Genomic DNA, 26332 nt, shown 5'->3' with positions numbered 1-26332 from the left:
CGAGAGGAGCCGCCCTCCGACGGATCGGGGGGCGGCTCCTGACGTGCTCCTGGCGACTACTCCGCGGCCGGGGTCTCCTCGGCGGGAGCGGCGGCCTTCTTCTTGGCCGGCGCGCGCTTCTTCTTGGGGGCCGGGGCGGGCTCCTCCTCGGCGACGGGCTCCTCGGCGACGGGCTCCGCGGGGACCTCGGCGTCGGCGGCGGCCCGAGCCTCCTCCACGACCTCGGTCTCGTCAGAGACGACGGCCTCGTCGGAGGCCTCGACGGCCTCGTCGTCACCGGGGACCGCGGTGAACGCGGTCAGGTCGACGGCGTTGCCCTCGGTGTCGGTGACCTTCGCCTTGCCGAGGACGATCGCGAGCGCCTTGTTGCGGGCGACCTCGCCGACCATCTGGCCGATCTGGTTGTTCTCGGACAGGATCTTGATGAACTCGTTCGGCTCCATGCCGTACTGCGCCGCACCCTGGATGAGGTACTGCGTGAGCTCGTCCTGGCTGACCTGGACCTTCTCCTGCTCGACGACGTGGTCGAGGAGGATCTGCGTCTTGAAGGTCTTCTCGCTGGCCTCCTTGACCTCGGCGCGGTGCTCGTCGTCCTCGAGGCGGTTCTCGCCCTCGAGGTGGCGGTGCACCTCGTCCTCGACGAGACCGGCGGGCACGGGGACCTCGACGAGGGCGAGCAGCGCCTCGACGAGCTTCTCGCGGGCCTCGCCGCCCTGGCCGAAGGTCTTCTGCTGAGCGGCCTGCTCCTTGAGCGACTCGCGCAGCTCGGCGATGGTGTCGAACTCGCTGGCGATCTGCGCGAAGTCGTCGTCGGCCTCGGGGAGCTCGCGCTCCTTGACGGCGGTGAGCGCGACGGCGATCTCGGCCTGCTCGCCGGCGTGGTCGCCGCCGAGCAGCGGAGCGGTGAACGTGGTGCTCTCGCCCGCGGTGAGCGAGTCGAGCGCCTCGTCGATGCCCTCGATCAGCTCGCCCGAGCCGAGCTCGTACGAGATGGCGTTGGCGGTGTCGACCTCGACGCCGTCGATGGAGGCGACCAGGTCGATCTGCGCGAAGTCGCCGGTCTTCGCCGGGCGGTCCACGGTGACCAGGGTGCCGAAGCGGCTGCGGAGCTTGTCCAGCTCGGCGTCGACGTCGGCGTCGGTGACCTCGGCCGCCTCGACGGTGAGCTCGATGCCGTCGTAGTCCGGGACGGTGATCTCGGGGCGCACGTCGACCTCGATGGCGAGCTCGAGGTCGCCGGTGAAGTCCTTGTCGCTCGGCCAGGCGACGATGTCGGCCTGCGGGCGGCCCAGGGGGCGGACCTCGGTCTCGCGGACGGCCTCGCGGTAGAAGCCGTCGAGGCCCTCGTTGACCGCGTGCTCGAGCACCGCGGCCTTGCCGACGCGCTGGTCGACGATGGCGGGCGGGACCTTGCCCTTGCGGAAGCCGGGGACGTTGATCTGCTCGGCGATGTGGCCGTAGGCGTGCGTGATGCTGGGGCCGAGCTCGTCCGGGGTGACCGAAATCGCGAGCTTCACGCGGGTCGGGCTCAGCTGTTCTACCGTGGTCTTCACGTGAGGGGATCTCCTGTGCTGGTTGGTGTCGGCGCCGGATGACGGTCGTCACGGGTCGATGTCGTCACGATGAGTACTCGTGGTCGGGGCGACAGGATTCGAACCTGCGACCTCCCGCTCCCAAAGCGGGCGCTCTAGCCAAGCTGAGCTACGCCCCGGATGCGCGGGCCTGGGCACCGTGCGTGAGACTCTCGTCGAGCCGTCCCCGCACGTGCGCTTGCGCGACACGCCGAAATGGCCTTCGCAAGTGTACTGCACCGCGGCAGCGGCGACCGGAACCGCGCGGCGGAGGACGACCGGGGTGTCCACGGTGCTCGCGCGATGTACTACGCTGTCCTGGTGCCCGGTCGAGAGACCCGGTCGCACCGGTTCGCGGTCGTCAGACCAGCGATTCGGGGCTGTAGCTTAGTGGTAAAGCCTCTGTCTTCCAAACAGATGATGCGAGTTCGATTCTCGTCAGCCCCTCTCCTCTCGAAGAGCCCCGGACGTCCGGGGCTCTTCGTCGTTCCGGGCGTGCTCAGCCGACCGCGCCGCGGTGCTCCTCCGTCAGGGCGAGGTACGAGGCGGCGTTCCGGCGGATGCCCTCGCGCTCCTCCTCCGTCAGCTCCCGCCGGACCCTCCCGGGGACGCCCGCCACGAGCGAGCCCGGCGGGACGACCGTCCCCTCGAGGACGACGGCGCCCGCGGCGATCAGCGAGCCGGTGCCGACGACGGCCCCGTTCAGGACGGTCGCGCTCATGCCGACCAGCACGTCGTCCTCGAGGGTGCAGCCGTGCAGCACGGCGTTGTGCCCGACCGAGACTCCGGCGCCGATGACCGCGTCGTAGTCGGCGTCGACGTGGACGACGACGCCGTCCTGGAGGTTGCTGCCGGCGCCGAGCTCGATCCGCGCGTGCTCGGCGCGCAGGACGGCGCCGTACCAGACGCTCGCCCGCTCCCCCAGGCGCACGGAGCCGATCACGGTGGCGCCCGGAGCGACCCACGCGGTGTCGGCGATCTCCGGGGCGCGTCCCCCGGTCAGGGCGAGGACGCGGGCGCCCTCCGCGGGACTCGACGGCATCGGGTTCTCCTCTTCTCCGGTGGTCAGCGCCCGGCGCGCAGGAAGGCGAGGACCGCCAGCACCCGCCGGTGGTCGGAGCCCGAGTCCTCGAGCCCGAGCTTCTGGAAGATCGCGGTCACGTTCTTCTCCACGGCGCCCACGCCGACGAAGAGAGCGGAGGCGATGCCCGCGTTCGTGCGCCCCTGGGCCATCTGCTCCAGCACCTCCCGCTCCCGCGGGGTCAGCGAGGCGAGCGGGTCGCGGTTGCGCTGCAGGAGCGAGGCGACGACCTGCGGGTCGAGGACGGTTCCGCCCGCCGCGACGCGCTCGACGGCGTCGCGCAGCTCCTCCACGGAGGCGACCCGGTCCTTCAGGAGGTAGCCGAGTCCGCCGTCGCCGGAGCCGAGCAGCTCCTGCGCGTAGGTGACCTCGACGTACTGGCTGAGCAGCAGGACCGACACCTGCGGGTAGCGCCGGCGGAGCTCCAGCGCCCCGCGGACGCCCTCGTCGCGGAAGGTCGGCGGCATCCGGACGTCGAGCACGGCGACGTCGACGCCGGCCGGGTCCCGCGCCAGATCGGCGAGCAGGGCGTCCGCGTCCCCGAAGGCGCCGACGGAGGCGAACCCCGCGTCCTCGAAGAGGCGGACCAGGCCCTCGCGCAGGAGGACCGAGTCCTCGGCGATGGCGACGCGGATCACGGGCACGCCCTCAGGATAGGACGGCCGGGCGGTAGGGGACGTGCACCCCGACCGTGGTCGGCCCGCCGACCGGCGACTCCACGCTCAGGATCCCGCGCAGGCCCCGGACGCGCCCGCCGACCCCCTCGAGACCGTGACCGGCGACCGGCGACGCCCCGCCGACTCCGTCGTCGACCACCCAGGCGTCGAGCCAGCGCTCCCCCGGAGCGCCGGAGTCGCGGGTGTCGAGGTGCACCCGCACCGATCGGGCACCGGAGTGCTTGGAGACGTTGGCGAGCAGCTCGGCGACGACGAAGTAGACGCTGCGCTCGACCGCGGGCGGCACGTCCGCCACGGGGTGCTCGGTGAGGACCTCGACCGGCACCGGGCTGAGCTCGGCGAGCGAGTGCACCGCCGCCTCGAAGCCCCGGTCCTGCAGGATCGGCGGCGCCACGCCGCGGGAGAGGGCGCGTAGCTCGTCGAGCGCGGCGCGCACGTGCTCGCGAGCCTCGTCGACCAGGCGGGCGGCGGACTCCGGGTCGGCGGCGAGTCGGTTGCGGGCCGAGGCCAGGTCCATCTGGACCCGGATCAGGCGCTGCTGCGGGCCGTCGTGGATGTCGCGCTCGAGCCGGCGCAGCGCGCGGTCCTCGGCGGCGACGGCTGCGCCGCGGGAGGCGCTCAGCTCGGCGACCTCGCGCTGGAGCGCCTCCGACTCCCACGGGCCGAGCAGGAGACGGTCGACCAGCCAGTGCAGGAGGGAGAGACCGCGGGTGGCGAACGGCAGGGTCGAGACGAAGAGGACGGTCGTGGCGACCGTCGCCGCGGCGACCAGTCCCGCCGGAGGCTGCGGGGCGCCCAGCAGAGCGGCTCCGCTCTCGGCCAGCAGGCGGGCCGGACCGGGGGCCCCCGTGACCGCGGCGGCCACCGTGCCCGGGCCCGCCCAGGTCCACAGCGCGAGGAGCAGTCCGGACAGCAGCGCGAGCACCGGAGCCACGACGAGCGTGTGCAGGAGAGCGAGCCAGTAGTGCCCGTCGATCACCGGACCGTAGAGGGCGAAGGTCGAGCGAGTGACGGCGGAGGGCGGTCGCCGCCACTGCGGCCGGGGGACGGCGGGCCGTCCGGCCAGCACGTCGAGGCCGACGGCGGCCCGCGAGAAGAAGCGCGCCGTGTAGAGGGCGGCGGGCAGGAACACCAGGCCGATCAGGACTCCGACGAGCCCGAGCGCGACGGCCAGCGCGACGCCGGCGCAGAAGGCGCCGAGGAGCGCGACCGGGATCGCGGCCACCAGCGCGAGCACCTCCCGGGGCAGTCCGCGCCAGAGCCGGAGGTAGGCGCGCGAGGCCTCGCCGAGGGCCGTCGATGCTCCGCTCATCCGCGCCTCCTGTCCGCTCCCGCCGCCGCCGCGACCCGGTCGAGCGTACCGGCGGCACGGCTCCGGGCACCCGGGGGGAAGCCCCCGTGACGCCCCTCCGCGACAGAGGTGAGCCTGTCCTTCACCGGACTGAGCCGAGCCTGCGCTTCCTTGCGGCGCCGAGGGATCTGCGTACTGTTGACGATCAGTCACCCCCTCTCGAAAGGACCAGACGATGTCCACCACGTCCGTCACGTCGCTCACCTCGTCGAACCCGGATGTCGCATCCGGAGTCGCCCAGTTCCTCAGCCCCGTCGTCGTCGAGATGACCGCGCTCGCCGTCAACGGCAAGCAGGCGCACTGGCACGTCCGCGGCGCCAACTTCATCGGCGTCCACGAGCTGCTCGACGCGATCGTCGGCCGCGCCATCGAGTGGGCCGACCTCGCCGCGGAGCGCGTCGTCGCCCTCGGCCTCCCGGTCGACGCCCGCATCCAGACCGTCGCCTCGGCGACGCAGTCCGAACCCCTCACCCCCGGCTTCCAGCGCTCCGAGAACGCGATCGTCGAGATCATCCGCCAGATGGACGTCGCCATCGCGACCGTCAACACGGCGATCGCCGAGCTCGCCGAGCTCGACGCGAGCAGCCAGGACGTCGCGATCGAGATCGGCCGCGGCCTCGAGAAGGACCGCTGGTTCCTCTTCGCCCACGTCAGCGAGAGCTGAGCACCACGCCTCGACCGGCCCGCGGATCCTCGGATCCCGCGGGCCGTCGTCGTTCCCCGGCCCGTCCGCGCGATCCGGAGCAGCCGGAGTCGCGACGGGCGCGGGTCAGCCGCCGTGCGTGAAGCGGCCCGCCAGGAGGGTCGCGGCGACCGGCATGGATCGGAGGGCTCCTGCATCGGCGGCGAGCGGATCGCGGTCGACCACCACCAGATCGGCGGGATCGCCGGCCGCGGGCGTGAGCCGGCGCACCCGGGTCGAGGCGACGATCGCCTCCTCGACGCTCACCCGCTGCTCCGGATGCCAGGGCTCGTCGCCCGGCAGCGCCCGCGCGACCGCGGCCGAGATCGCGACCCACGGGTCGAGCGGAGCGACCGGAGCGTCCGAGCCGAGCACCACGCGGGCCCCGGAGTCGAGCAGCGAGCGCAGCGGGAACGCCCGGCCGGTGCGTCCCGGCCAGTACCGCTCCGCCACCTCGCGGTCGTCGAGCGCGTGCGCGGGCTGCACTCCGGCCTCCACGCCGAGCGCGGCGAACCGCGGAAGGTCGGCCTCCGCGAGCAGCTGAGCGTGCTCGATCCGGCCCCCGCCGATCCGGCCGAGCGCGTCCAGAGCCAGCGTCGCCGCGGCGTCTCCGATCGCGTGCACGGTGGAGCGGATGCCCCCGGCGGCCGCGCGGGCGAGCAGCTCGTCCAGCTCGGCGGGCTCCACGGTGAGGACGCCGTTGCCGTCGTGGTCGGCGTAGGGGTGAGCGCAGTAGGCGGTCCTCGTGTTGAGGGAGCCGTCGATCAGGACCTTGAGCGGGCCCATCCGCAGCAGGCCGTCACCGCCGTCGAGCTCGTCGCCCGTGCGCAGTCCCTCCGCGAGGGCGCGGTCGAGGTGGTCGCGGTAGACGCCGGTGTCGACGCGGAGGGAGCGGGTTCCGCCGTCGACGCGACGGGGCCAGTCCCCCGCGTTCCAGCGCATCTCGAGGTCGACGACGCCGACCACCCCGCGGGCCGCAGCCCGCCGGGCCGCCGCGTCGGCGAGCGCGTCGAGCTCGTCGTCGCCGAGGGCTCCGAGTGCGGTGACGAGCTCGAAGCAGGCGTCCTCGCGCAGCAGCTCGGGCTCGGGAGCGACGGCGTAGCGCCGGTACGCGGCGGAGTTCAGCCAGGCGCAGTGCAGGTCGCCGCTGATCAGCACGACGGGCCGCTCCGGAGAGACCTCGTCCAGGAGCGCGGTCGTCGGCGGCTCCGGCCAGAGGCCGTCGCGGAAGCCGAAGCCGATCAGCGTGCCGGTACCGGGCTCCTCCGCCAGGCGACGTCGGACCGCGTCCGCCGTTCCGCGGGCCGAGTCCGCCGACGAGACGTCCAGGCGCGGGGCCGTCATCGCCCACTGGGAGAAGTGGACGTGCTCGTCCCAGAGGCCGGGGAGCACCCAGCGCCCGTCGAGGTCGCGCACCTCGTCGCCCGGGGCGGCGGCGGCGTCCGGTCCGACTGCTTCCACGCGGCCGTCGCGCAGGAGCACGGCACCGGGTCGGGACGAGCCGAGGAGGCGGGCGCCCCGGAGCAGGAGACCGCCGGTCATCGGGCGGCCTCGCGGAGCGCGGGGCGGACGGCTCGGCGGGCGCGGGACCGGGCCGGCGTCTCTCCACCGGCGCTCACGACTGGCACACCGGGCACCAGTAGAGCTTGCGCGCGCCGATCTCCTCGAGCAGCACGTTCGTGCCGCAGACGCGGCAGGGCAGGCCCTCGCGCTTGTAGACGTAGTTGCGCTCGGCGCGGCTGCGGACGGCTTTCGAGCGCTCGGTCTTCGTCAGGCCGCGGCGCGTGATCATCATCCCGGTCCGGATGCCGTCCTCGAGCAGGTCCGCCCAGTCCCGCCACAGCTCCTGTGCGAGCTCCAGCGGCACCTGCTTGCCGGGAGTGTGCGGGTCGAGGCCGGCGCGGTAGAGCAGCTCCGCGCGGTAGATGTTGCCGATGCCGCTGACCACGGACTGGTCCATCAGCACCAGCCCGACCGGCGTCGCCGTCCTGCGGAGCCGGTTCACGAAGCGGTCGCGCGCCTCGTCGGAGTCGTCGTCGGCCGGATCCGGACCGAGGCGGGCGAGGAGGGCCTCCACCTGGGCGGGGTCCATCACCTCGCAGGCGGTGGGGCCGCGCAGGTCGGCGACGGTCTCGTCCGTCATGATGCGCACGCGCACCGCGCCCACGGGCGGCGGCGGGAACTCGTCGAGATCGGAGTCGGTCTCGTGCTCCGTCTCGGAGAGGCGCACGGCGCGGCGGCGCCGGGGAGCGCCGATGCTGCTGCCGGCCTTCCCGTCCGGGAACAGCGGCGAGACGTGCCCGAGGAAGTCCCACGCGCCGTAGAGGCCGAGGTGGACGTGCAGCGTCAGGTCGCCCTCGAAGCGCAGCAGCAGGTGCTTGCCGACGGCCGTGGACTCGAGGACCTCGCGCCCGTCGAGGAGCGCGGCTCCCTCGGTGAAGCGGCCCTGGGGGCTGCTGGTCGCGACGCGGTGCCCGACGACGTCGCGCTCGAACTGCAGGGCGATCCGGTGGACGGAGTGCCCCTCGGGCACTCAGCGCTCCTTCGCGGCGGAGTCGACGACCCGGCCGGCGATGTCGCCGGTGGCCTCGTACTCGGCGAGCTGCGCGATGCGGCGCACGTGCCGCTCCTCGAAGGTGAAGGGCTCGGCGACGAACGCGTCGATGAAGCCGGTGGCCTCCTCGACGGAGTGCTGGCGGGCCCCGATCGAGATGACGTTCGCGTCGTTGTGCTGGCGTGCCAGCACGGCGGTGCTCAGGTTCCACACGAGCGCCGCGCGCACGCCCGCGACCTTGTTCGCCGCGATCTGCTCGCCGTTGCCCGAGCCGCCGAAGACGACGCCGAGGGCCTCGACCCCCGCCTCCTGATCGCGGACGACCGCGGCGGCGGCGTTGATGCAGAAGGACGGGTAGTCGTCCAGCGGGTCGTAGGACGTGGGGCCGTGGTCGATCACGTCGTGACCGGCGGCGCCGAGGTGCTCGATCAGGTGACGGCTGAAGTCCAGCCCTGCGTGGTCCGTGGCGATGTGGATGCGCACGAGAGAACTCCTTCGGAAGAGCCGTCTGGGGCCCGCGGTGCCCGGGCCGGGAGCCAGAGTACCGCGGGTCGGCTCAGTCGAACTGCGGGTCGCGGGTCCGCGAGCGCTTGAGCTCGAAGAAGCCGTCGAAGGAGGCGGCGGCGACGATGCCGTCCCAGAGGGTCAGCGCCTGCTCGCCCCTCGGGATCGGCGAGATGACGGGGCCGAAGAAGGCGACGTCGCCGATCGCGATCACCGGAGTGCCGACGTCCTGGCCGACCCGCTCGATCCCGTCGAAGTGGGAGGCGCGCATCGGCTCGTCGTACTCGCCCGAGTCGGCGTGGGCGGCGAGCTCCGCAGGCAGGCCGAGCTCGGCCAGCGACTCGGCGATCACCGCGTCGACGTCGGTGCGCCCCCCCGGATGGATCCGGGTGCCGAGCGCGTCGTAGAGCGGCTTCACGTGCTCGCGGCCCTCGCGCTCGGCGACGGCGGCCACCAGGCGCGTGTAGCGCAGCGCGCGCGGGAGGAAGGCGCGGTACGAGTCGTCCACGTCCTTGTCCTCGTTGAGGACGGCGAGGCTCATGATGTGCCACTGCACGTCGAGGTCGCGCGCGGGGGTCACCTCGTCCACGAATCGCGAGGTCATCCAGGCCCACGGGCAGGAGGGGTCGAACCAGAAGTCCACAGAGGTCATGGGGACACGCTACGCCGCTCGCCGGGGCCGCGTCCGCGGTCCCCGGCGGCTCCGCAGGATCGGCGCCGCGGGGCTCCACGGCGGGTCCCGGCAGCTCTAGGGTGGATCGGCGGCGCCCGCACCCCGGCGCCCGCGGCAGCGCCCGAGACGAACGGATGGAGCACCCCCGTGCCAGGAGACAACCTCACCCGGAGCGAGGCGCAGGAGCGCGCCTCGCTGATCCAGGTGCACGACTACGACATCGCCCTCGACCTGACCCGGGGAGCCGAGACCTTCCTCAGCACGACCACGGTGCGCTTCTCCGCCACCGAGGGCGCCTCGAGCTTCATCGACGCCGTCACGGGCACGGTCCACTCCGTCACCCTCAACGGCGCGGAGCTCGACCCCGCCGACGTCGCCGACGGCGTCCGGATCCGCCTCGACTCCCTGGCCGCGGACAACGAGCTCACCGTCGTCGCCGACGCGCTCTACACCAACACGGGCGAGGGCCTGCACCGCTTCGTCGACCCCGTCGACGGCGAGGTGTACCTGTACTCGCAGTTCGAGGTGCCCGACTCCCGCCGCGTCTTCGCGGTGTTCGAGCAGCCGGACCTCAAGGCCGAGTTCCGCTTCACCGTCACCGCGCCGGCGCAGTGGCAGGTCGTGTCGAACCAGCCCACTCCCGAGCCGGTCCCGGCGGGCGAGGGGATCGCGACCTGGAGCTTCGAGCCCACCCCGCGCATCTCCTCCTACATCACGGCCCTCGTCGCCGGACCCTACGTGGTCGAGACCGACTCGCTCGTCTCCTCCGACGGCCGCACCATCCCGCTGGGGGTCTTCGCGCGGGCCTCGCTCGCGCCGTTCCTCGACGCCGACTACGTGTTCGAGAAGACGAAGCAGGGCTTCGCCTTCTACGAGGAGAAGTTCGGCGTCCCGTACCCGTTCGCGAAGTACGACCAGCTGTTCGTCCCCGAGTTCAACGCCGGCGCGATGGAGAACGCGGGAGCGGTGACCTTCACCGAGACCTACGTGTTCCGCTCCAAGGTGACGGACGCGATCAAGGAGCGCCGGGTCGTCACGATCCTCCACGAGCTCGCCCACATGTGGTTCGGCGACCTGGTCACGATGAAGTGGTGGAACGACCTCTGGCTCAACGAGTCGTTCGCCGAGTACGCCTCCACCCTCGCCACCGCGGAGGCGACGGAGTGGACCGAGGCGTGGACCACCTTCGCCGCGATGGAGAAGAGCTGGGCCTACCGCCAGGACCAGCTGCCCTCGACCCACCCGATCGTCGCGACCATCAACGACCTCGAGGACGTCCAGGTCAACTTCGACGGCATCACCTACGCCAAGGGCGCCTCGGTGCTCAAGCAGCTCGTCGCGTGGGTCGGCGAGAAGGAGTTCCTCGCCGGCGTCCACGAGTACTTCGTCAAGCACGCCTTCTCGAACACGGAGCTGCGCGACCTGCTGGTCGAGCTGGAGGCCACCAGCGGGCGCGACCTCACCGAGTGGTCGGCGCAGTGGCTCGAGACGGCCGGCGTGAACACGCTCCGCCCCGAGATCGCGGTCGACGAGAGCGGAGCGATCGCGTCCTTCGCGATCCTGCAGACCGCGGTCGAGGAGTACCCGACGATCCGCCCGCACCGCCTGGCGATCGGCCTGTACGACTTCGAGGGCGAGCGCCTCGTCCGCGTCGAGCGCCTCGAGCTGGACGTCGACGGGGAGCGCACCGAGGTGCCCGAGCTGATCGGCCGCACCCGTCCGGCGCTCGTGCTGCTCAACGACGACGACCTCGCCTACGCGAAGGTCCGCCTCGACGACGCCTCGCTCGCCGTGGCCGTCGAGCAACTCGCGAGCATCGACAGCCCCCTGGCCCGCTCGCTGGTCTGGGGCTCGGTCTGGGACTCGACCCGCGACGCCGAGTCGGCGCCGCGCGACTTCGTCCGCCTCGTCCTGGGCAACGTCGCGACCGAGACCGAGTCCACGACCCTGCGGACGGTGCTCAACCAGCTCGTCGCCACCGCCACCCAGTACGTCGCTCCGGAGTACCGGGCCGAGGTCGTCGAGGAGGCGGGCGATCAGCTGTGGACGCTCGCGCAGAGCGCCGAGCCGGGCAGCGACGCGCAGTTCCAGTTCGTGAAGTTCTTCGCCGCGATCGCGTCCACCCCTGCGCACCTCGAGGCCGTGCAGGCGCTGCTCGACGGCTCCACCGCTCTCGACGGCCTCGACATCGACACCGACCTCGTCTGGGAGCTGCTGATCGCTCTCGTCGCCGGCGGGCGGGCCGGTGCGGACGACATCGACGCGGCGCTCGCCTCGGACAACACGGCGACCGGCCAGCAGTCGGCCGCGCACGCCCGTGCCGCGCTGCCGACCGCGGAGGCGAAACGCGCGGCCTGGGACTCCGTCACGGCCGACGACTCGGCTCCGAACACGATCGTCCGCTCGACGGGCCTGGGCTTCCAGCGCTCCGCCGACCCGCGCCTGCTCGAGGCGATGGTCCCGGTCTACTTCGACGCCCTCCGCTCCCTCTGGGAGTCGAAGAGCTACAAGATCGCCGAGTACCTGGTCGTCGGCTTCTACCCGGCCGCCACGCCCTCGCAGGAGATCGTCGACGCCACCCGCGCCTGGCTCGACGCGAACCCGGAGGTCCCGGCGCTGCGCCGACTCGTGATCGAGAACCTGGCCGGCGTGGAGCGTGCGCTCCGCGCCCAGGAGCGCGACACCCGGGGCTGACAGCGAGCCGCCCGGTCCCCCGGCGCTCGGCGCTGCGGGACCGGGCGGCTCTCCCCGCTCCCGGCGCCTAGCGCTGCGGGACCGAGCGGCGCTCCGGCCCGTCATAGGCGGACAGCGGCCGGATGAGCGCGTTCGAGCCCCGCTGCTCGATCACGTGGGCCGTCCAGCCCACCACCCGCGCGGCGACGAACAGCGGAGTGAAGATCCCGGTGTCGAAGCCCATCAGCCGGTAGGCGGGGCCGGACGGGTAGTCGAGGTTCGGCAGGATGCCCGTCCGCTCGGCCATCGCCGCGGCCAGAGCGTCGTACAGCTCCATCATCTCGCCGGCCCCCTCGTGCTCGGCGAGCCGCCGGAGAGCGGCGTCCATGGTCGGCACCCGCGAGTCGCCCGACTTGTAGACCCGGTGGCCGAACCCCATGACCTTCCGGCGCTGTCCGAGAGCCTCGGCGAGCCACTCGCGGGACCGCCGGTCCGCCTCCGGTCCGGTGCCGACCTCGTCGAGCACGTGCAGCACGGCCTCGTTCGCCCCGCCGTGGAGCGGTCCCTTGAGCGCTCCGACGGCGGCGGTCACGGCGGAGTGGACGTCCGACAGCGTCGACGTCACGACGCGGGCCGTGAAGGTCGAGGCGTTGAAGGAGTGCTCGGCGTAGAGCACCAGCGAGACGCGGAACGCGTCGACGACGACCGGCTCCGGCACCTCGCCGAAGGTCGTCCAGAGGAAGTTCTCGGAGTAGTCGAGGTCGTCGCGCGGCTCGATCGGCTCGAGGCCGCGCAGGCGGCGCTGGGCGTAGGCGACGATCGCCGGCAGTGCCGCCCAGAGCCGCACGGAGCGCTCCAGCACGGCCTCGGGAGCGTCGGCGTCCGGATCCTCCTCGAGCGCGCCCAGGACGCTCACCGCCGTCCGCACGACGTCCATCGGGTGCGCCGACAGCGGCAGCAGGTCGATCACGGTGCGCACCTCGGGGGCCAGGGCGCGGTGGGCCCGCTCCACGGCGGCCAGCCCGGCCGTCTCCTCCGCAGTGGGGAGCTCGCCGTGCCAGAGCAGCCAGGCCACGTCCTCGAACGAGGTCCCCGCCGCGAGCTCCTGCACGGGGTAGCCGCGGTAGAGCAGCGAGTTCGACGCCGGGTCGACCTTCGAGACGGCCGTCGTGTCGACGACGACCCCCACGAGTCCCTTGCGGATGTCCTGATCGGTCGTGCTCATCCTTCGCTCCTTCGCGAGAGGCGGGCGGCGGCGCCGGGGAGCGCCGCCGGTTCGTGCGGGTCGGCGCGCTCAGGCGCCGTAGTGGTCGGCGAGCGAGAAGTCGAAGACGCCCTCGTCGAAGCGGCTGTACGAGGCGTAGTCGAGGAGCTCGTAGAGCTCGGCGCGCGTCTGCATGCCCGGGACCTCCGAGCGGAGCGACCCCTCCGCCTTGAGGGCGTCGAGTGCCCGCATCGCGGCGCCCATCGCGATCCGGAGCAGCGAGACCGGGTGGATCACGACGTTCACGCCGACGTCGGCGAGCTGCTGCGCGGTGAACAGCTCGCTCTTGCCGAACTCGGTCATGTTGGCGAGGATCGGCACGTCGATCGCGGCGCGCACGGCCTCGAACTCGGACAGGTCGCGCATCGCCTCGGGGAACACCGCGTCGGCTCCGGCGTCGACGAGGCGCCTGGCGCGGTCGATCGCGGCCGGCAGGCCGTCGAGGGCGCGGATGTCGGTGCGGGCCATGATCACCAGGTCGGAGTCGCGGCGCGCGTCGACGGCGGCCGCGATCCTCCGCACCGAGGTCGCCTCGTCTACGACCGCCTTGCCGTCGAGGTGCCCGCAGCGCTTGGGGTTCACCTGGTCCTCGATGTGCAGCCCCGCGACTCCGGCGTCCTCGAGCATCTGGACCGTGCGCGCGACGTTCAGCGGCTCACCGAAGCCGGTGTCCGCGTCGACGAGGACCGGCAGGTCGGTCAGGCGCGCGATCTGCTGCGAGCGGCCGGCCACCTCGCTGAGCGTGGTGAGCCCGATGTCCGGCAGCCCCAGCTCGGCCGAGAGCACGGCGCCCGACACGTAGATCCCGTCGAAGCCCTTCGCCTCGATGAGGCGCGCGGAGAGCGGAGTGAACGCGCCGGGCAGCTGCAGCAGCTCGCCCGAGGCGAGGCGCTCGCGGAAGAGGCGGCGCTTCTCGGCGGGAGTCCGGGTGGAGTGGAGCATCGGGCGTCCTTCCCAGGGCGGTGTCCGGGTCCGAGCGGACCCGCCTCGAATCTATACGCGCTCGGGGCTCGTGCACCCGTCTCGGAGGGAGGCGTCCCGTAGCCTGGAGCGGTCATGCTGCTTCTTCAGACCTCCACCCCGGACCCTGTCGCCGCCACCGTCTCCTTCTTCGAGTCCGAGCCCTTCTGGAAGGTGGTCGCGATCCTCGGGATCGTGCTGGGCGCGCTGCTGGTGCGCGTCATCGCCCACTTCGTGATCGGCCGCGTCGTCGATCAGATCGTGTCGGGAGTGAAGCGCCGCCAGCGCGTCGAGGACACCCAGTCGATCGCCGCGTCGCCGCTCGCGGCCGTGCGGGTGGTGCAGCGCACGCGCACGCTCGGGTCGATCCTCAACAACCTGAGCTCGATCCTGATCGTCGTCATCGCCCTGGTCATGATCGTGACGACGATCGACAAGGACCTCATCGGCTCCTTCGCCCTGCTGACGGCCGCCCTCGGCGCGGGCCTCGGCTTCGGCGCGCAGAACATCGTCAAGGACGTCCTGAACGGGCTGTTCATGGTCGCAGAGGACCAGCTCGGGGTCGGCGACGTCGTCGACACCGGGCAGGCGACGGGCGTGGTCGAGTCGGTCGGCGTCCGCGTGACGCAGATCCGCGACGTCAACGGCACCCTCTGGTTCGTCCGCAACGGCGAGATCGTCCGGGTGGGGAACATGTCGCAGGGCTGGTCGCGCGTCATCGTCGACCTGGCCGTGCCCTACGAGACGGACCTCGAGCAGGTGCAGTCCACGGTCCTCGCGACCGCGAACGAACTGGCGGCGAGCAGCCGCTGGCGGGCCCGGATCATCGACAAGCCCGAGCTCTGGGGCCTGGAGTCCATCGCCGACGACGCCCTGGTCATCCGGGTGGTGGTCAAGACCCGCACCACCGCCAAGGACGACGTCGCCCGCGAGCTGCGCCTGCGCCTGAAGAAGTCGCTCGACGCGCTGGACGTGAAGCTCCCCTCGCTGGCCACCGTCGTCCTCGAGGGCTTCGAGGGGGCGACGAGCGTCGGAGGCGCCAAGCCGCCGCGGACCACGCCCTCCCCCACGATCAGCACCGAGCACGGCAAGCCCGTGCGGCTCCCCCGCGCGCTGCGGCGCGGGAGCGGGACGCCGCCCCAGGACGGCGGCGGCACCTCCGGCCCGACGGGAGCGCGCTCGTGAGCGGCCTGCAGATCGGCGGCACGCCTCCGCTGCGCAGCTTCTGGGAGCACATCGGCGGCCGGCCGACGTTCGAGCGCCTGGTCCGCCGCTTCTACGAGGGCGTCCGCGAGGACGAGGTCCTCTGGCCGATGTACCCCGAGCACGACCTCGAGGGCGCGATCCAGCGGCTGACCGGCTTCCTCGAGCAGTACTGGGGCGGCCCGGGCACCTACAGCGAGGAGCGCGGCCACCCGCGCCTGCGGATGCGGCACCAGCCGTTCCGGATCAACCCCGAGGCCCGCGACCACTGGCTCCAGCACATGCGGACGGCCGTCGACGATCTCGAGCTCGCTCCGGCCGACGACGCCCTGCTCTGGGACTACCTGGAGCGCGCCGCCCACGCGATGGTGAACACCTTCGAGGAGTAGCCGCTCAGCCCGGGGTGCGGACCAGCACGTGTCCGCGCCGTGAGGTGAGGCGGCGCCAGGCGCCGCTCTCGAGCAGGGCGACCGGGTCGTCGGCGCCGAGGAACCCGAGCGCGAAGAGGGCGAACGCCGCTCCCGCCGGGACGTACTCGAGGCCGTCGAGCGGGCGGCCCCAGACGCTCGACCGCACGCGGCCGACGATCTGCTCGCCCGTCTCGGAGCCGACGGCCGCCGCGATCTCGTCGATCCCCTCGCGCGCGACGCGCTCCAGGAAGCCCGGGTCCACGGGCTCGCGCCGGGTCCAGCCGCCGCGGGGCGGGGAGACGCCCGCCCAGGGCCCCGCCGTCGCGTCGTCGCCGTCGGGCAGGACGACCGGCTTGCCGTCCGCTCCGCCCGGCTCCCACTGCAGGCGGGCGAGGCGGTCCGACAGCGCACGGATCGGCACGACCCGGTCGAAGCCGGCGGGCTCGTCGAGCGCGAAGACGCGCAGGCCCAGCACGGTCGCGGAGCGGTCGAGAAGACCGCGGGGCTGGAGGATCGCGGTGTAGGCGGCCAGCACGTGGTCGTCGGCGATTAGCCGGACCGCACCGTCCTCGACCCGGGCCGAACGGCCGAGGAAGACGCGCAGATCCGACAGGCTGGGCGGATCCGCCAGGGAGAAGGACGAACTCATCGCGTCGATAAACTTACCCGAGGCCGCTCGCCCCACCGCCCGACACCCCGGAGGTACCGTGCCCGATCCCCTGTCCTCGTTCCTCACCGCGCTCGACCTGACGGACACCGGCGCCCGCACCAGCGAGGACATCTCGACGGGTCCCTCGCAGTGGATGCCCGAGGGGCGGGTCTTCGGCGGCCAGGTCCTCGCGCAGTCGCTCATCGCGGCCGGTCGCACCGTCGAGGGGCGCTCCGTGCACTCGATGCACGGGTACTTCCTCCGCCCCGGGGACGTCTCCCTGCCGATCACGTTCTCGGTCGACCGGATCCACGACGGCCGATCCTTCTGCACCCGTCGGACGCAGGCTTACCAGAACGGACGCCCCATCCTCTCGATGATCGCCTCGTTCCAGACCGAGGACGAGGGCCTCGACCACCAGGCGCCGATGCCGGAGGGGATCCCCGACCCGGAGTCGCTGCCGAGCACCGCTGAGATCCTCGCGGGGGTCGACCACCCGGTCGGCAGCTTCTGGGCCACGCAGCGCCCCTTCGACGTGCGGCACGTCGAGCAGCCGGTGTACCTCCGGGCCGACCCCGAGCGGGTCGCGCACCAGAGCGTGTGGATGCGCTCGCTCGGACCGCTGCCGGACGATCCGATGCTGCACCGCGCCGCCCTCGCCTACGCGAGCGACTACACGATCCTCGAATCCACGCTCCGCCGGCACGGTGCGGCGTGGACGACGCCGGGCCTGCGGATAGCGAGCCTCGACCACGCGATGTGGTGGCACCGCCCCGCGCGCGTGGACCAGTGGCTCCTCTACGTGCAGGAGGCGCCGAGCGCGTCCGGCGGACGCGGGCTCTCGCTCGGGCGCATCTACACGCAGGAGGGCGTGCTCGTGGCGAGCGTCGCCCAGGAGGGCATGGTCCGCGTCCCCCTGGGCTGAGCTCAGCCCCGCTTCGAGAAGGTGATGGGCTCCTCGACGTAGGGGCCCCACGCCTCGCGGAGCTCCTCCGGGATGCGCTGGGGCCTGCCCGTCGCGGCCGTCACCAGCACCAGAGTGGTGGCCGCCTTCGTGAAGAGCACCCGCGGGACGACGCCGGCGGGCGAGTAGAGCTCGTAGCAGACCTCGAGGCTCGCCCCGCCGATCCGCCCGATCCACAGCTCCACGTCGATCGGCGCGCGCATGTACGGGATCGGCGCGAGGTACTCGATCTCCTGCCGGGCGATGAGGCTGATCGACTCGGCGCCCGGCCGTGCGTCGAGCACCGCCGTCGCCATCCCGCCGGGCTGCGGCGAGTCCGGCTTCCAGAACGCCTGGATGCGCGCCTCCTCGAGCAGGCGCAGCATCTCAGCGTTGTTCACGTGCGCGTAGGCGTCGAAGTCCGACCAGCGCAGCGGGATGGCGACGTGCAGGCGCATCAGTCGCGGGTGAGCTTGCGGTACGCGGAGCGGTGCGGCTTCGCCGCGTCCGGGCCGAGGCGCTCGATCTTGTTCTCCTCGTACGCCTCGAAGTTGCCCTCGAACCAGTACCAGTTGGCCGGATCCTCCTCGGTGCCCTCGTAGGCGAGGATGTGGGTCGCGATGCGGTCGAGGAACCACCGGTCGTGCGTGATCACCACGGCGCAGCCCGGGAACTCGAGGAGCGCGTTCTCGAGGCTGCCCAGGGTCTCGACGTCCAGGTCGTTGGTGGGCTCGTCGAGCAGGAGCAGGTTGCCGCCCTGCTTGAGCGTCAGCGCGAGGTTGAGGCGGTTCCGCTCGCCACCGGAGAGGACGCCGGCCTTCTTCTGCTGGTCCGGGCCCTTGAAGCCGAACTGCGAGACGTAGGCGCGGGAGGGGATCTCGGTCTTCCCGACGGTGATGTAGTCGTGCCCGTCGGAGACGACCTCCCACAGGTTCTTCTGCGGGTCGATGCCGCCGCGGCTCTGGTCGACGTAGGAGATGTCGACCGTCTCGCCGATCTTCAGGTCACCCGAGTCGAGCGGCTCGAAGCCCACGATCGTCTTGAAGAGCGTTGTCTTGCCGACGCCGTTCGGGCCGATGACGCCGACGATGCCGTTGCGGGGCAGCGTGAAGCTGAGGTCGTCGATGAGGACGCGCTCGCCGAACTGCTTGTGCAGCTTCTTCGCGTCGATGACCTGGGAGCCCAGACGGGGGCCCACCGGGATGACGATCTCCTCGAAGTCGAGCACGCGCGTCTTCTCGGCCTCGGCCGCCATCTCCTCGTAGCGCGCCAGGCGCGCCTTCGACTTGGCCTGACGGCCCTTGGCGTTGCTGCGCACCCAGTCGAGCTCGGTGGTGAGCCGCTTGGCGAGCTTGGCGTCCTTCTTGCCCTGGACCTCCAGGCGGGCGCTCTTCTTCTCGAGGTACGTCGAGTAGTTGCCCTCGTAGGGGTAGAGGTGGCCGCGGTCGACCTCGGCGATCCACTCCGCAACGTTGTCGAGGAAGTACCGGTCGTGGGTGACGGCGAGCACGGCGCCGGGGTACTTCGAGAGGAACTGCTCGAGCCAGAGCACGCTCTCGGCGTCGAGGTGGTTGGTGGGCTCGTCGAGCAGCAGCAGGTCGGGCTTCTGCAGGAGGAGCTTGGTGAGCGCCACGCGGCGCTTCTCGCCACCCGAGAGGTTGGTGACGAGGGAGTCCCCCGGCGGGGTGCGCAGCGCGTCCATCGCCTGCTCCAGCTGCGAGTCCAGGTCCCAGGCGTCGGCGGCGTCGATCGCCTCCTGCAGGGTCCCCATCTCGGCGAGGAGACTGTCGAAGTCGGCGTCCGGGTCGGCCATCGCGAGGGAGATCTCGTTGAAGCGGTCGATCTTGCCCTTGATCTCGCCCACGCCCTCCTGGACGTTCTCGAGTACCGTCTTGGTCTCGTCGAGCTCGGGCTCCTGCATCAGGATGCCGACGGTGTAGCCCGGGCTGAGCCGCGCCTCGCCGTTGCTCGGCGTGTCCAGCCCCGCCATGATCTTCAGGATCGTCGACTTGCCGGCGCCGTTGGGCCCGACCACGCCGATCTTCGCTCCCGGCAGGAACGACATGGTGACGTCGTCCAGGATCAGCTTGTCGCCGACCGCCTTCCGCGCGCGCACCATCGAGTAGATGTATTCAGCCATGCCCAGTCCTCAAGTCCGTCGGTCTGCGCGGAGTCGGGTCGCCCGCCGGTCCCCTGCTCCGCGCGGAGGCGCTGACGGAGGCTCGGACCGGGGCGGGACGCCGGGCCCCGGCCGACGCGGAGCGCAGGCCGCGGGACCGTCCGCACCAGTCGAGGATAACGGGAACTCGCCGGTCCGCGTCGGAGGGAGCGCCTGAACGCGGACCGCCCTCCGCTCCGGCCGGGCCGGTGGGGAGGGCGGATCGCGTCAGCGGACGACGGTGCGGATCAGCTGCAGGGCGTCAGGCGCTCCACCGCCTCGGACAGCGTGTCCGTGCTGCCGAGCAGAATCACCTGCGTCGCCTTGGACGCGGTGATGTCGGCGAGGACCGCCCGGGGCACGCAGGTGGGCTGGACCGCGAAGAGCGGGCTCCGGGTGTAGCCCGCCGCCGTGGCTCCGGCCAGGGCGTCGGGGAACTTCTCACCGGTCGCGAGGTAGACGGTCGTCGCCGAGGTGAAGGCCGCCTTGTTCAGCTTCTCCGAGGTGTCGTACCGGTCGGTCCCGCCGATGCGGGTGATCATCGGGCCCGTGATCGAGCGCTCGATGCCGGCGCTGACCGAGAGCGAGGAGCCCGCGATCGTCAAGCTACTGACCTCGAGGCCGCTGATGATCTGCTGGGTGAGGGGGTCCACCGTGGAGCCGGTTCCGTTGGTCAGCACCACCGGAGCGCGATTCGCGCCGGCTGCGGCGCTGGCGCTCAGGGCGTCGGGGAACTTCTCGCCCGTGGCCAGCCAGGCCATCGAGGAGCCGCCCCTGAAGGCGTCCTGGAGGATCAGCTTCGAGGTGTCGTAGCGGTCGACTCCGCCGATGCGTGTGGTCTTCCCCTTCGGCGCATACGCGGCCAGGTCGCTGTAGACCTGGCTGCCGACGCTGAGCTCGGAGCCCACGACGACGATCTTCGCGGGCTTGAGACGCGTCAGCTCGGTGCGGACGACCTGGCTCATCGAGTCGCGGTCGACCAGGAGCAGCGGCCCGCCCGCCTTGGCCGCGGCGGGTCCGGCGCTGAGCGCGTCCGGGAAGTTCTGCCCGGTGGCGACGTAGACGACGGGGACGTTCGCCGGGAAGGTGCGCTTGGACACCTCGACCGCGGTGCCCTGACGGTCGGTGCCCGAGATGCGCGAGACGGCCGGCGAGCCGGCGGGCGGGGCGGTCGGCGTTGCGGTCGGCGTGGGCGTGACCGGAGGAGTGGTCGGGGTCGGCGTGACCGGCGGGGTGGTCGCGGTGGCCGTCGGGGTCGGCGTGACCGGCGGGGTGGTGGCTCCGCTTCCCGTCACGCGGACCGCGGCGTCCGACGTGATGGTCGCTCCGCGGGGCTGGTCCACCCTGCCGTTGCTGACGCCGGTGACCTGGACCAGGCTGCTGGCGCGGTCCTTGTAGGCGTCGTAGGCGCTCGAGGGGATCGTCACGGTGACCGCGGACCGTCTGCTGTTCGTACTCACCTGGGCGGGGATCCGCTCGGTCCTGCTGGGACCGACATAGGCGGCGAGCCCCTGGAGGTCGTAGAAGTCGTCCCGGTTGGACTCGAGGACGAGGGTGTCGCCACCCTTGACGTCCAGAGCCGTGTCGACCTTCTCGTACGCGAAGTACGCGGCGCTCCGCTGGAGCGTCTGTGCGCTGCTGCTGAGGTCGACCCCGCCGACACCGCCGGCGCCGGAGGCTCCGGCGACGGAGAGGGTGGCCGACGTGGTCAGCTCGAAGCCGCTGTCGACCGGCTGGCCGATCGGAGTCTCTTTCTCCTCCAGCGGCGGCTTCTGCGCCGTGATCTGGAGGGCGACAGTCCCACCGCCGAACGAGGAGAGGGGCCGCTTCAGGTCGATGAGGAAGGTGCGATCCCCGGGGTCGAGTTCCACCGACCCTGTGAGGGCGTAGTCGCCGATCACCCAGTTGTACGTCGTGAACGCCGGGTACCTCCCCGTCGGCCGGGCGGAGTCGGACAGCGTGACGTCGAGCCCGGTGACATCTCCCGCGACGGGAGCGGTCTGAGCGGCCGAGAACGTCTCGGTGGTCGACCAGCTGTAGGGGTAGGGCTTCGTCTGCAAACGCGTCTCCGCTGCGGCAGCCGCTCCGGCTCCTGTCGTCACTCCGAGAACGACGGCTGCCGTGCTCGCGACCGCGATGGCGGCGCGCCTCCACCTCGCTCGCGTCGTCGTCTGCGGTCGGGATGTGGTCATGGCGAGTTCCCCCTCGTCGTGGTCCTCGTGCCGAGCACTCCTGTCGGCACGTCCGTCGCGGTGCCCGCGCTGGGGCACACGTGTCGGTCCGGGCAGCCTAACCGTGCTGAGCGGCGTCCCGGGGAGGGGAGGGCGCCGCCGACCACCGGGATCTTCGACCGGTCCGCCCGCACGAGGCTGTGCTCACGCTCGGATCCGCACCGGTCGGAGTGGTCCTGCAGGAGCGACGAGCGAACACCGGGCTCTCTCGGACTCGACGGGCGAGGGGCCTTGTCGAGGATCCTTTCGTCCTTTACGACCTCGACCGGGGCGCATGGCGGAGCGGTTCCCGGTCGAGGCCGGCGCGTCAGCCCTGGATCGGGACGGTTCGGCCGACCAGGCAGGCGCCGGTCGCGATCGGTGCCGCGATCACCGCCCGCACCCCGCCGCTCTTCGGGCCGTACTGGCCGATGAGGCACGACTCCCCGAGCTTGACGGAGACCTGCACCGAGTCCGCGTCGAGTCCGACCGAGGTCTCGTCCGCTGTCAGCTGCATCGACTCGCGGGAGAACCCCGCCGCGACGAGCGCGTCGACCACACTGGAGCCGCTCACCTCCGGATCGGGCTCGGCCGCCGCGCGAAGGGTCTGCTCGAACACGGGGAGGTTCTGCTCCGTCGTCCCGCCCGGCACGAAGGCGACGGGTGCGGTGGACTCCGCCGGTGCCGGCGCCTCGGCCGCGGAGGAGGACACCACGGGGTCCGGCGCCGACGGCGACGTGCAGCCGGAGAGGCAGACGGCGAGACCGCCGAGCACGAGCGCGATGCGGGCCGCTCGGTTCCGTGTCACGCCCGGCTCCTCCCGACCGGGACGGCTCTCGCTCCGGTCCCCCGGATCAAAACGGGGTCTCCCCGGATCCTACCGAGAGACCGGGAGCGCCTCCGCCGACGCCCGCCGCCACCGGCGGCTCGGGCGCGGCATCACCGCGGTCATGGCCCGACGCGCCCCAGTCCCCCGCCGCGGCGCCCTCGCGCGGCGCCTCCTCGCTCCACGCGGGCTCGGCGGCAGGGGCGGGAGCAGAGGCGCGCCCGACGGTCTTCGTGAAGCTGCTGGTCCCCCAGGCGAGGTCGTGCCCGATGCCCTCGGCCGTGAGGACCACATCCGTACCGGCCTTGCCTCCCGCCTCCCAGGCCCTCACCCCGAGCCGCCCGGTGACGAGGATCCGGTCGCCGCGCGACAGGGAGGACAGCGCGTTGCCGGCCAGGCCGTTGAACGCGGTGACGGTGTACCAGTTGGTCGAGACGTCCACCCAGCGCTGCTCCGAGCGGTCGTAGCGCCGCTGCGTCGAGGCGAGCCGGAAGCTGGTCATCGCGGTGCCGCTGGAGGTGTCGATGCTCCGGGGCTCGGTGCCGATGGTCCCGATGACGGTCAGCGTGTCGGTCATGGTCGTGTCCTCTCTACTCCTGCCCCGCCACGGCTGCGACGGGCACGGCGCCCGGGCGGAGGGGGCTGGTACCGCTCGGGCGCCGCAGGGCCAGTGTCGCGACGAAGGGCCCGCCTCCGAGGTGGAGGCGGGCCCTTCTGGGGAGAGGACGAGCGGATCGTCCCCTGTGGAGGAGCGTTACGACGCGGTGATGTACCTCGAGTAGGACTTGCGGATCTTGTTCACCTTGGGCAGTGCGACCGCCATGCAGTAGCCCTGGCCCGGGTTCTTCGCGAAGAAGTCCTGGTGGTAGTCCTCGGCGGGGTAGTAGACGCCCAGCGGCGAGATCTCGGTGACGATCGGGCCGTCCCACCACTCGGACGCACGGTCGCGCGCGGTCCCGAACAGCTCCTTCTCCTCGTCGGAGGAGTAGAACATCGCCGAGCGGTACTGCGTGCCGACGTCGTTGCCCTGGCGGTTCAGCTGACGCGGATCGTGAAGGGTGAAGAAGACGTCGAGGACGACCTCCTCGGGGATGACCTCCGGGTCGAAGGTGACGGCGACGGCCTCGGCGTGGCCGGTGCGCCCGGAGCAGACGTCCTCGTAGTCGGGCTCGGTCGTGCGGCCGCCGGTGTAGCCGGAGACGACGTCGGTCACGCCGTCGAGGACGCGGTAGACGGCGTCCAGACACCAGAAGCATCCTCCGGCGAGTACGAATGTGCGCATTGCGTGTGACTCACTTCCTGTCGCGTCGACGCGTCCGGGGTGCCGGAGGCGTCAGTCGGTCCAACACGCTCACCGCCCCCTGCATTCCGCGGATCCGCCCCCTGCAATAGAGTCGCGGCGTGAGCTACGACGCCGCCCCCGCCCGCTACGACCGGATGGACTACCGACGCACCGGACGGAGCGGCCTGCTGCTGCCCGCCCTGTCGCTGGGCCTCTGGCACAACTTCGGATCCGACCGCTCCCTCGACACGCAGCGCGCGATCCTCCGCCGCGCGTTCGACCTGGGCGTCACCCACTTCGACCTCGCGAACAACTACGGACCGCCCTACGGCGCCGCCGAGACGGCCTTCGGCCGCATCCTCGCGGAGGACCTCCGCCCGTACCGCGACGAGATCGTCATCTCGTCCAAGGCCGGATACGACATGTGGCCCGGCCCGTACGGGGACGGCGGCTCGCGCAAGTACCTGCTCTCCTCGCTCGACCAGAGCCTGCAGCGGATCGGCGTCGACTACGTGGACGTCTTCTACTCGCACCGGCCGGACCCGGAGACTCCGATCGAGGAGACCATGGGCGCTCTCGTCTCGGCGGTGGAGTCGGGCAAGGCGCTCTACGCCGGCATCTCGAACTACTCGCCCGAGCAGACCCGGGCCGCGCAGGCGGCACTGGCGGGCAGCGGAGTGCCGCTCCTCCTGCACCAGCCCCGCTACTCGCTCTTCGACCGCGGACCCGAGGACGGCCTCTTCCCCGTGCTCGACGAGCTCGGCACCGGCTGCATCGTCTTCTCGCCGCTGGCGCAGGGGCTCCTGACGGACCGCTACCTCGACGGCACCGTGCCGGAGGGGTCCCGTGCGGCGACGTCGCGCTTCCTCTCCTCCGACCGGATCGACGAGGCGTACCTGACGCGCGCCCGCGGCCTGAACGCGATCGCGCAGCAGCGCGGCCAGTCGCTGGCCCAGCTCGCCCTGAGCTGGGTGCTCCGGGTGCCCACCGTCACGAGCGCCATCATCGGAGCGTCGAGCGTCGCGCAGCTCGAGCAGAACGTCGCCGCGCTGGACGCCGGCCCCCTCTCGCAGGAGGAGATCGACGCGATCGAGGAGTTCGCTGTGCACGGCACGACCCTTCGCTGACGCCCCGGCGGGGATGTCGGTGGTCGGCCGTAGTCTGCGACAGCACTCGGCCGGTGGGTGCTCCGAGACTCGAGCAGGAGGAACCGATGTCCCTGTCCACGCTGCACGCCACCCGCACCCCGCCGACGCTCACCCGGGTCAACGCCCGGCTGTGGCGCGTGAGCACCGGCTCGGGTGCCGTCGTCGGCCACATCGAGCTGGTCGAGGATCCGCTCGGCGAGCGGTACCGCGCCCGGCTGCTGCGGGCGGGCATGCCCGCCGGCGCTGAGCTCGGCGAGTTCTGGAGCGTCGACGACGCGATCGAGGTCTTCCGCGTCGCCTGACGCGCCGATCCGCCCGGTCGGCGGCGTGCCGACCGGGCCGCGGCGACCGCCCCGGATAGCGTTCGCCCCATGCAGTGGTGGAACGAGTTCATGTCCTGGATCCGCACGAGCGACGGACACCAGGCGGTCTTCACGGCCGCTGTGGTCCTGCTGGCCGTGGTGGTCGGAGCGATCGTGATCGCCTCCGTCTTCCGAGCGTCCATCGCGCGCCTCATCCGTCAGCAGGATCACGAGCGGAAGAACGCGGTCATCGCGACGCTCGTCGACGCCGCGGTCGACGCCTCGGCCTGGAACGTCCTCAGCAGCCCGGAGCGCGTCCTCAGCGACCGCGCTTCCGCGCAGGCCGAGACGCACCTGCGCCTCCTGCCCGTCAAGGGCTCCGGAGTCGCGGCCAACTGGGCCGCTCACGAGCTCGCCGAGCTGAAGCACACGTCGAGCACCGGCGGCTACCAGACGCAGGCGAGCGTGGGCGAGTTCCGCGACCGCCTCGTGCAGTGGCGGGACAAGCCCGGGCGCGCCCGGAAGGCCTTCCTCGCCGACCTCGAGCGCTGGCGCTTCTCGGAGACGGGTCGAGACCGCTCCGCCGAGTCCGCTCCGTCGTCCGATCGGGCCGCGAGCACCGCCGAGGCCGCTCCCCAGCGCACCGCTCCCCCGGCCGCCGCACCGACCGCCGTCGCACCGGTCGTCGTCGGCGCGGGCTCCGCCTCCGGCTCTGCAGCCCCGCAGACGCCCACGATCGTCCTCCCCGCGTCGGCCGGGGACGCCTCGCAGGAGGAGACCCGCCGCCTGCTCGCCGACGTCGACCGCCTGGAGGTGCCGTCGCGCGAGCGTCCCGTGGAGGAGCTGCCGCCCGTCGACCCGCAGCGCTCGGCTCCTGCCGCCCAGCCGCAGCCGGACGCGGAGCACGACGCGACGCCGTCGGCTCCGGCCGACGGAGACCGCGACGGCGTGCCGGCCGACGACGAGGCGTTCGTCCGGGCGGACGAGGCCCGGTTCGAGCGGTCCGCCTCGGACGACGACCGAGGCCAGGAGCGCAGCTCGGTCTGAGTGCTCCCGACCACGAGAAGAAGGCCCCGATCGCGAGTGCGATCGGGGCCTTCTCCGTGGTGCGGGCGGTGCGTGTACTGACTAGCTGTGTGCATCACGTGCACGGGCGACTCGGCCGACCAGTACGGCGAGGGGCGCCGCGACGATCGTCCACGCGACGGCGA

The 26332-nt window shown here is 72.3% G+C and carries 25 protein-coding genes and 2 tRNA genes; 9 read left to right on the top strand and 18 right to left on the bottom strand.

The annotated features are described in order from the left end of the window. Nucleotides 1-56: 56 nt before the first annotated feature. Entirely contained in the window at nt 57-1553 is a 1497-nt protein-coding gene (tig, locus tag C5C82_RS06565) for a trigger factor (RefSeq protein WP_104354824.1), read from the bottom strand. An 80-nt stretch (nt 1554-1633) separates the two neighbouring features. Next, nucleotides 1634-1711 (bottom strand) — tRNA-Pro (locus C5C82_RS06560). A gap of 236 nt (nt 1712-1947) precedes the next feature. Here C5C82_RS06560 and C5C82_RS06555 point away from each other — a divergent pair. Then, nucleotides 1948-2018: transfer RNA gene (locus C5C82_RS06555), tRNA-Gly, on the top strand. A 52-nt stretch (nt 2019-2070) separates the two neighbouring features. Here the strand turns inward: C5C82_RS06555 and C5C82_RS06550 are convergent. From C5C82_RS06550 to C5C82_RS06540, 3 genes are read right to left on the bottom strand one after another with little or no spacing between them, the layout of a single operon-like run. Continuing rightward, nucleotides 2071-2613: a gamma carbonic anhydrase family protein gene (locus C5C82_RS06550; protein ID WP_104223695.1), complete on the bottom strand. Its 543-nt coding sequence runs from the start codon at nt 2611-2613 to the stop codon at nt 2071-2073. 23 nt (nt 2614-2636) lie between these two features. Further along, a complete protein-coding gene (locus C5C82_RS06545; RefSeq protein WP_104354823.1) occupies nt 2637-3296 on the bottom strand; it encodes a response regulator transcription factor in 660 nt (219 codons plus the stop codon). A gap of 4 nt (nt 3297-3300) precedes the next feature. Next, nucleotides 3301-4641, bottom strand: coding sequence for a histidine kinase (locus C5C82_RS06540; protein WP_104354822.1), 1341 nt, complete (start codon nt 4639-4641; stop codon nt 3301-3303). Nucleotides 4642-4855: 214 nt separating this feature from the next. Here C5C82_RS06540 and C5C82_RS06535 point away from each other — a divergent pair, with 214 nt between their 5' ends. Next, nucleotides 4856-5344 (top strand): Dps family protein, encoded by a 489-nt coding sequence (locus C5C82_RS06535; protein WP_104354821.1) that lies wholly within the window; start codon nt 4856-4858, stop codon nt 5342-5344. 105 nt (nt 5345-5449) lie between these two features. Here the strand turns inward: C5C82_RS06535 and C5C82_RS06530 are convergent, their stop codons facing one another. From C5C82_RS06530 to C5C82_RS06515, 4 genes are all read right to left on the bottom strand, one after another. After that, nucleotides 5450-6904 carry an amidohydrolase gene (locus C5C82_RS06530; protein WP_104354820.1) on the bottom strand — a complete coding sequence of 485 codons (1455 nt, stop codon included), beginning with the start codon at nt 6902-6904 and terminating at the stop codon, nt 5450-5452. 73 nt (nt 6905-6977) lie between these two features. Then, nucleotides 6978-7895, bottom strand: a complete 918-nt coding sequence (locus tag C5C82_RS06525; RefSeq protein ID WP_104254926.1) for an Fpg/Nei family DNA glycosylase — start codon at nt 7893-7895, stop codon at nt 6978-6980. Then, on the bottom strand, nt 7896-8399 hold the full coding sequence (locus tag C5C82_RS06520) for a ribose-5-phosphate isomerase (RefSeq protein ID WP_104223700.1): 504 nt from the start codon (nt 8397-8399) through the stop codon (nt 7896-7898). A 73-nt stretch (nt 8400-8472) separates the two neighbouring features. After that, a complete protein-coding gene (locus C5C82_RS06515; protein WP_104347638.1) occupies nt 8473-9072 on the bottom strand; it encodes a DsbA family protein in 600 nt (199 codons plus the stop codon). Between the two features lie 168 nt (nt 9073-9240). On the opposite strand from C5C82_RS06515, the gene pepN reads away from it, so the two are divergent. Next, nucleotides 9241-11787 carry an aminopeptidase N gene (gene pepN / locus C5C82_RS06510; protein WP_104354819.1) on the top strand — a complete coding sequence of 849 codons (2547 nt, stop codon included), beginning with the start codon at nt 9241-9243 and terminating at the stop codon, nt 11785-11787. Between the two features lie 67 nt (nt 11788-11854). On the opposite strand, the gene C5C82_RS06505 is transcribed toward pepN, so the two are convergent. Beyond that, a complete protein-coding gene (locus C5C82_RS06505) occupies nt 11855-12991 on the bottom strand; it encodes a bifunctional 2-methylcitrate synthase/citrate synthase (RefSeq protein WP_104267232.1) in 1137 nt (378 codons plus the stop codon). Nucleotides 12992-13060: 69 nt separating this feature from the next. Further along, nucleotides 13061-13972, bottom strand: a complete 912-nt coding sequence (prpB, locus tag C5C82_RS06500) for a methylisocitrate lyase (RefSeq protein WP_104354818.1) — start codon at nt 13970-13972, stop codon at nt 13061-13063. Between the two features lie 114 nt (nt 13973-14086). Between prpB and C5C82_RS06495 the strand changes: the two genes are divergently transcribed. Together C5C82_RS06495 and C5C82_RS06490 are read left to right on the top strand one after the other, a co-directional pair. Next, entirely contained in the window at nt 14087-15175 is a 1089-nt protein-coding gene (locus C5C82_RS06495) for a mechanosensitive ion channel family protein (protein ID WP_104223705.1), read from the top strand. Continuing rightward, nucleotides 15172-15582: a globin gene (locus C5C82_RS06490; RefSeq protein WP_279630823.1), complete on the top strand. Its 411-nt coding sequence runs from the start codon at nt 15172-15174 to the stop codon at nt 15580-15582. The genes C5C82_RS06495 and C5C82_RS06490 overlap by 4 nt, the downstream gene beginning before the upstream one ends. A gap of 4 nt (nt 15583-15586) precedes the next feature. Here the strand turns inward: C5C82_RS06490 and C5C82_RS06485 are convergent, their stop codons facing one another. Then, nucleotides 15587-16252, bottom strand: coding sequence for a hypothetical protein (locus C5C82_RS06485; RefSeq protein WP_104354817.1), 666 nt, complete (start codon nt 16250-16252; stop codon nt 15587-15589). Between the two features lie 58 nt (nt 16253-16310). Between C5C82_RS06485 and C5C82_RS06480 the strand changes: the two genes are divergently transcribed. After that, complete coding sequence (locus C5C82_RS06480) at nt 16311-17177, top strand: acyl-CoA thioesterase II (RefSeq protein WP_244230637.1); 867 nt, start codon at nt 16311-16313, stop codon at nt 17175-17177. 2 nt (nt 17178-17179) lie between these two features. On the opposite strand, the gene C5C82_RS06475 is transcribed toward C5C82_RS06480, so the two are convergent. The 6 genes from C5C82_RS06475 to msrA all read right to left on the bottom strand — a co-directional run bounded on the left by C5C82_RS06475 (nt 17180) and on the right by msrA (nt 23671). Next, a complete protein-coding gene (locus C5C82_RS06475; protein ID WP_104223707.1) occupies nt 17180-17653 on the bottom strand; it encodes a thioesterase family protein in 474 nt (157 codons plus the stop codon). Next, nucleotides 17653-19335: an energy-dependent translational throttle protein EttA gene (ettA, locus tag C5C82_RS06470; protein ID WP_104223708.1), complete on the bottom strand. Its 1683-nt coding sequence runs from the start codon at nt 19333-19335 to the stop codon at nt 17653-17655. Before ettA ends, C5C82_RS06475 begins: the two co-directional genes overlap by 1 nt. A 266-nt stretch (nt 19336-19601) precedes the next feature. Continuing rightward, nucleotides 19602-21413 carry a cell wall-binding repeat-containing protein gene (locus C5C82_RS06465; RefSeq protein ID WP_181134408.1) on the bottom strand — a complete coding sequence of 604 codons (1812 nt, stop codon included), beginning with the start codon at nt 21411-21413 and terminating at the stop codon, nt 19602-19604. 478 nt (nt 21414-21891) lie between these two features. Then, nucleotides 21892-22371, bottom strand: coding sequence for a DUF6993 domain-containing protein (locus C5C82_RS06460; protein WP_104250552.1), 480 nt, complete (start codon nt 22369-22371; stop codon nt 21892-21894). Nucleotides 22372-22417: 46 nt separating this feature from the next. Continuing rightward, the gene (locus C5C82_RS06455; protein ID WP_104232526.1) at nt 22418-22966 is read right to left on the bottom strand and encodes a single-stranded DNA-binding protein; all 549 of its coding nucleotides are present in this window, start codon (nt 22964-22966) and stop codon (nt 22418-22420) included. Between the two features lie 177 nt (nt 22967-23143). Further along, entirely contained in the window at nt 23144-23671 is a 528-nt protein-coding gene (gene msrA, locus C5C82_RS06450) for a peptide-methionine (S)-S-oxide reductase MsrA (RefSeq protein WP_104354815.1), read from the bottom strand. A 119-nt stretch (nt 23672-23790) separates the two neighbouring features. Between msrA and C5C82_RS06445 the strand changes: the two genes are divergently transcribed. The 3 genes from C5C82_RS06445 (at nt 23791) to C5C82_RS06435 (ending at nt 26168) form a co-directional block, all read left to right on the top strand. Next, nucleotides 23791-24798 carry an aldo/keto reductase gene (locus C5C82_RS06445; protein ID WP_104223714.1) on the top strand — a complete coding sequence of 336 codons (1008 nt, stop codon included), beginning with the start codon at nt 23791-23793 and terminating at the stop codon, nt 24796-24798. A gap of 86 nt (nt 24799-24884) precedes the next feature. Further along, a complete protein-coding gene (locus C5C82_RS06440) occupies nt 24885-25121 on the top strand; it encodes a hypothetical protein (RefSeq protein ID WP_104223715.1) in 237 nt (78 codons plus the stop codon). A gap of 69 nt (nt 25122-25190) precedes the next feature. Next, nucleotides 25191-26168, top strand: a complete 978-nt coding sequence (locus tag C5C82_RS06435) for a hypothetical protein (protein WP_104295463.1) — start codon at nt 25191-25193, stop codon at nt 26166-26168. Nucleotides 26169-26332: the final 164 nt, after the last annotated feature.

The sequence above is a fragment of the Rathayibacter sp. AY1D5 genome (assembly GCF_002932515.1).
In the GTDB taxonomy this organism is placed as follows: domain Bacteria; phylum Actinomycetota; class Actinomycetes; order Actinomycetales; family Microbacteriaceae; genus Rathayibacter.
Note: the sequence above shows the minus strand (reverse complement) of the source record. Positions and strands in the feature narration are given on the sequence as shown.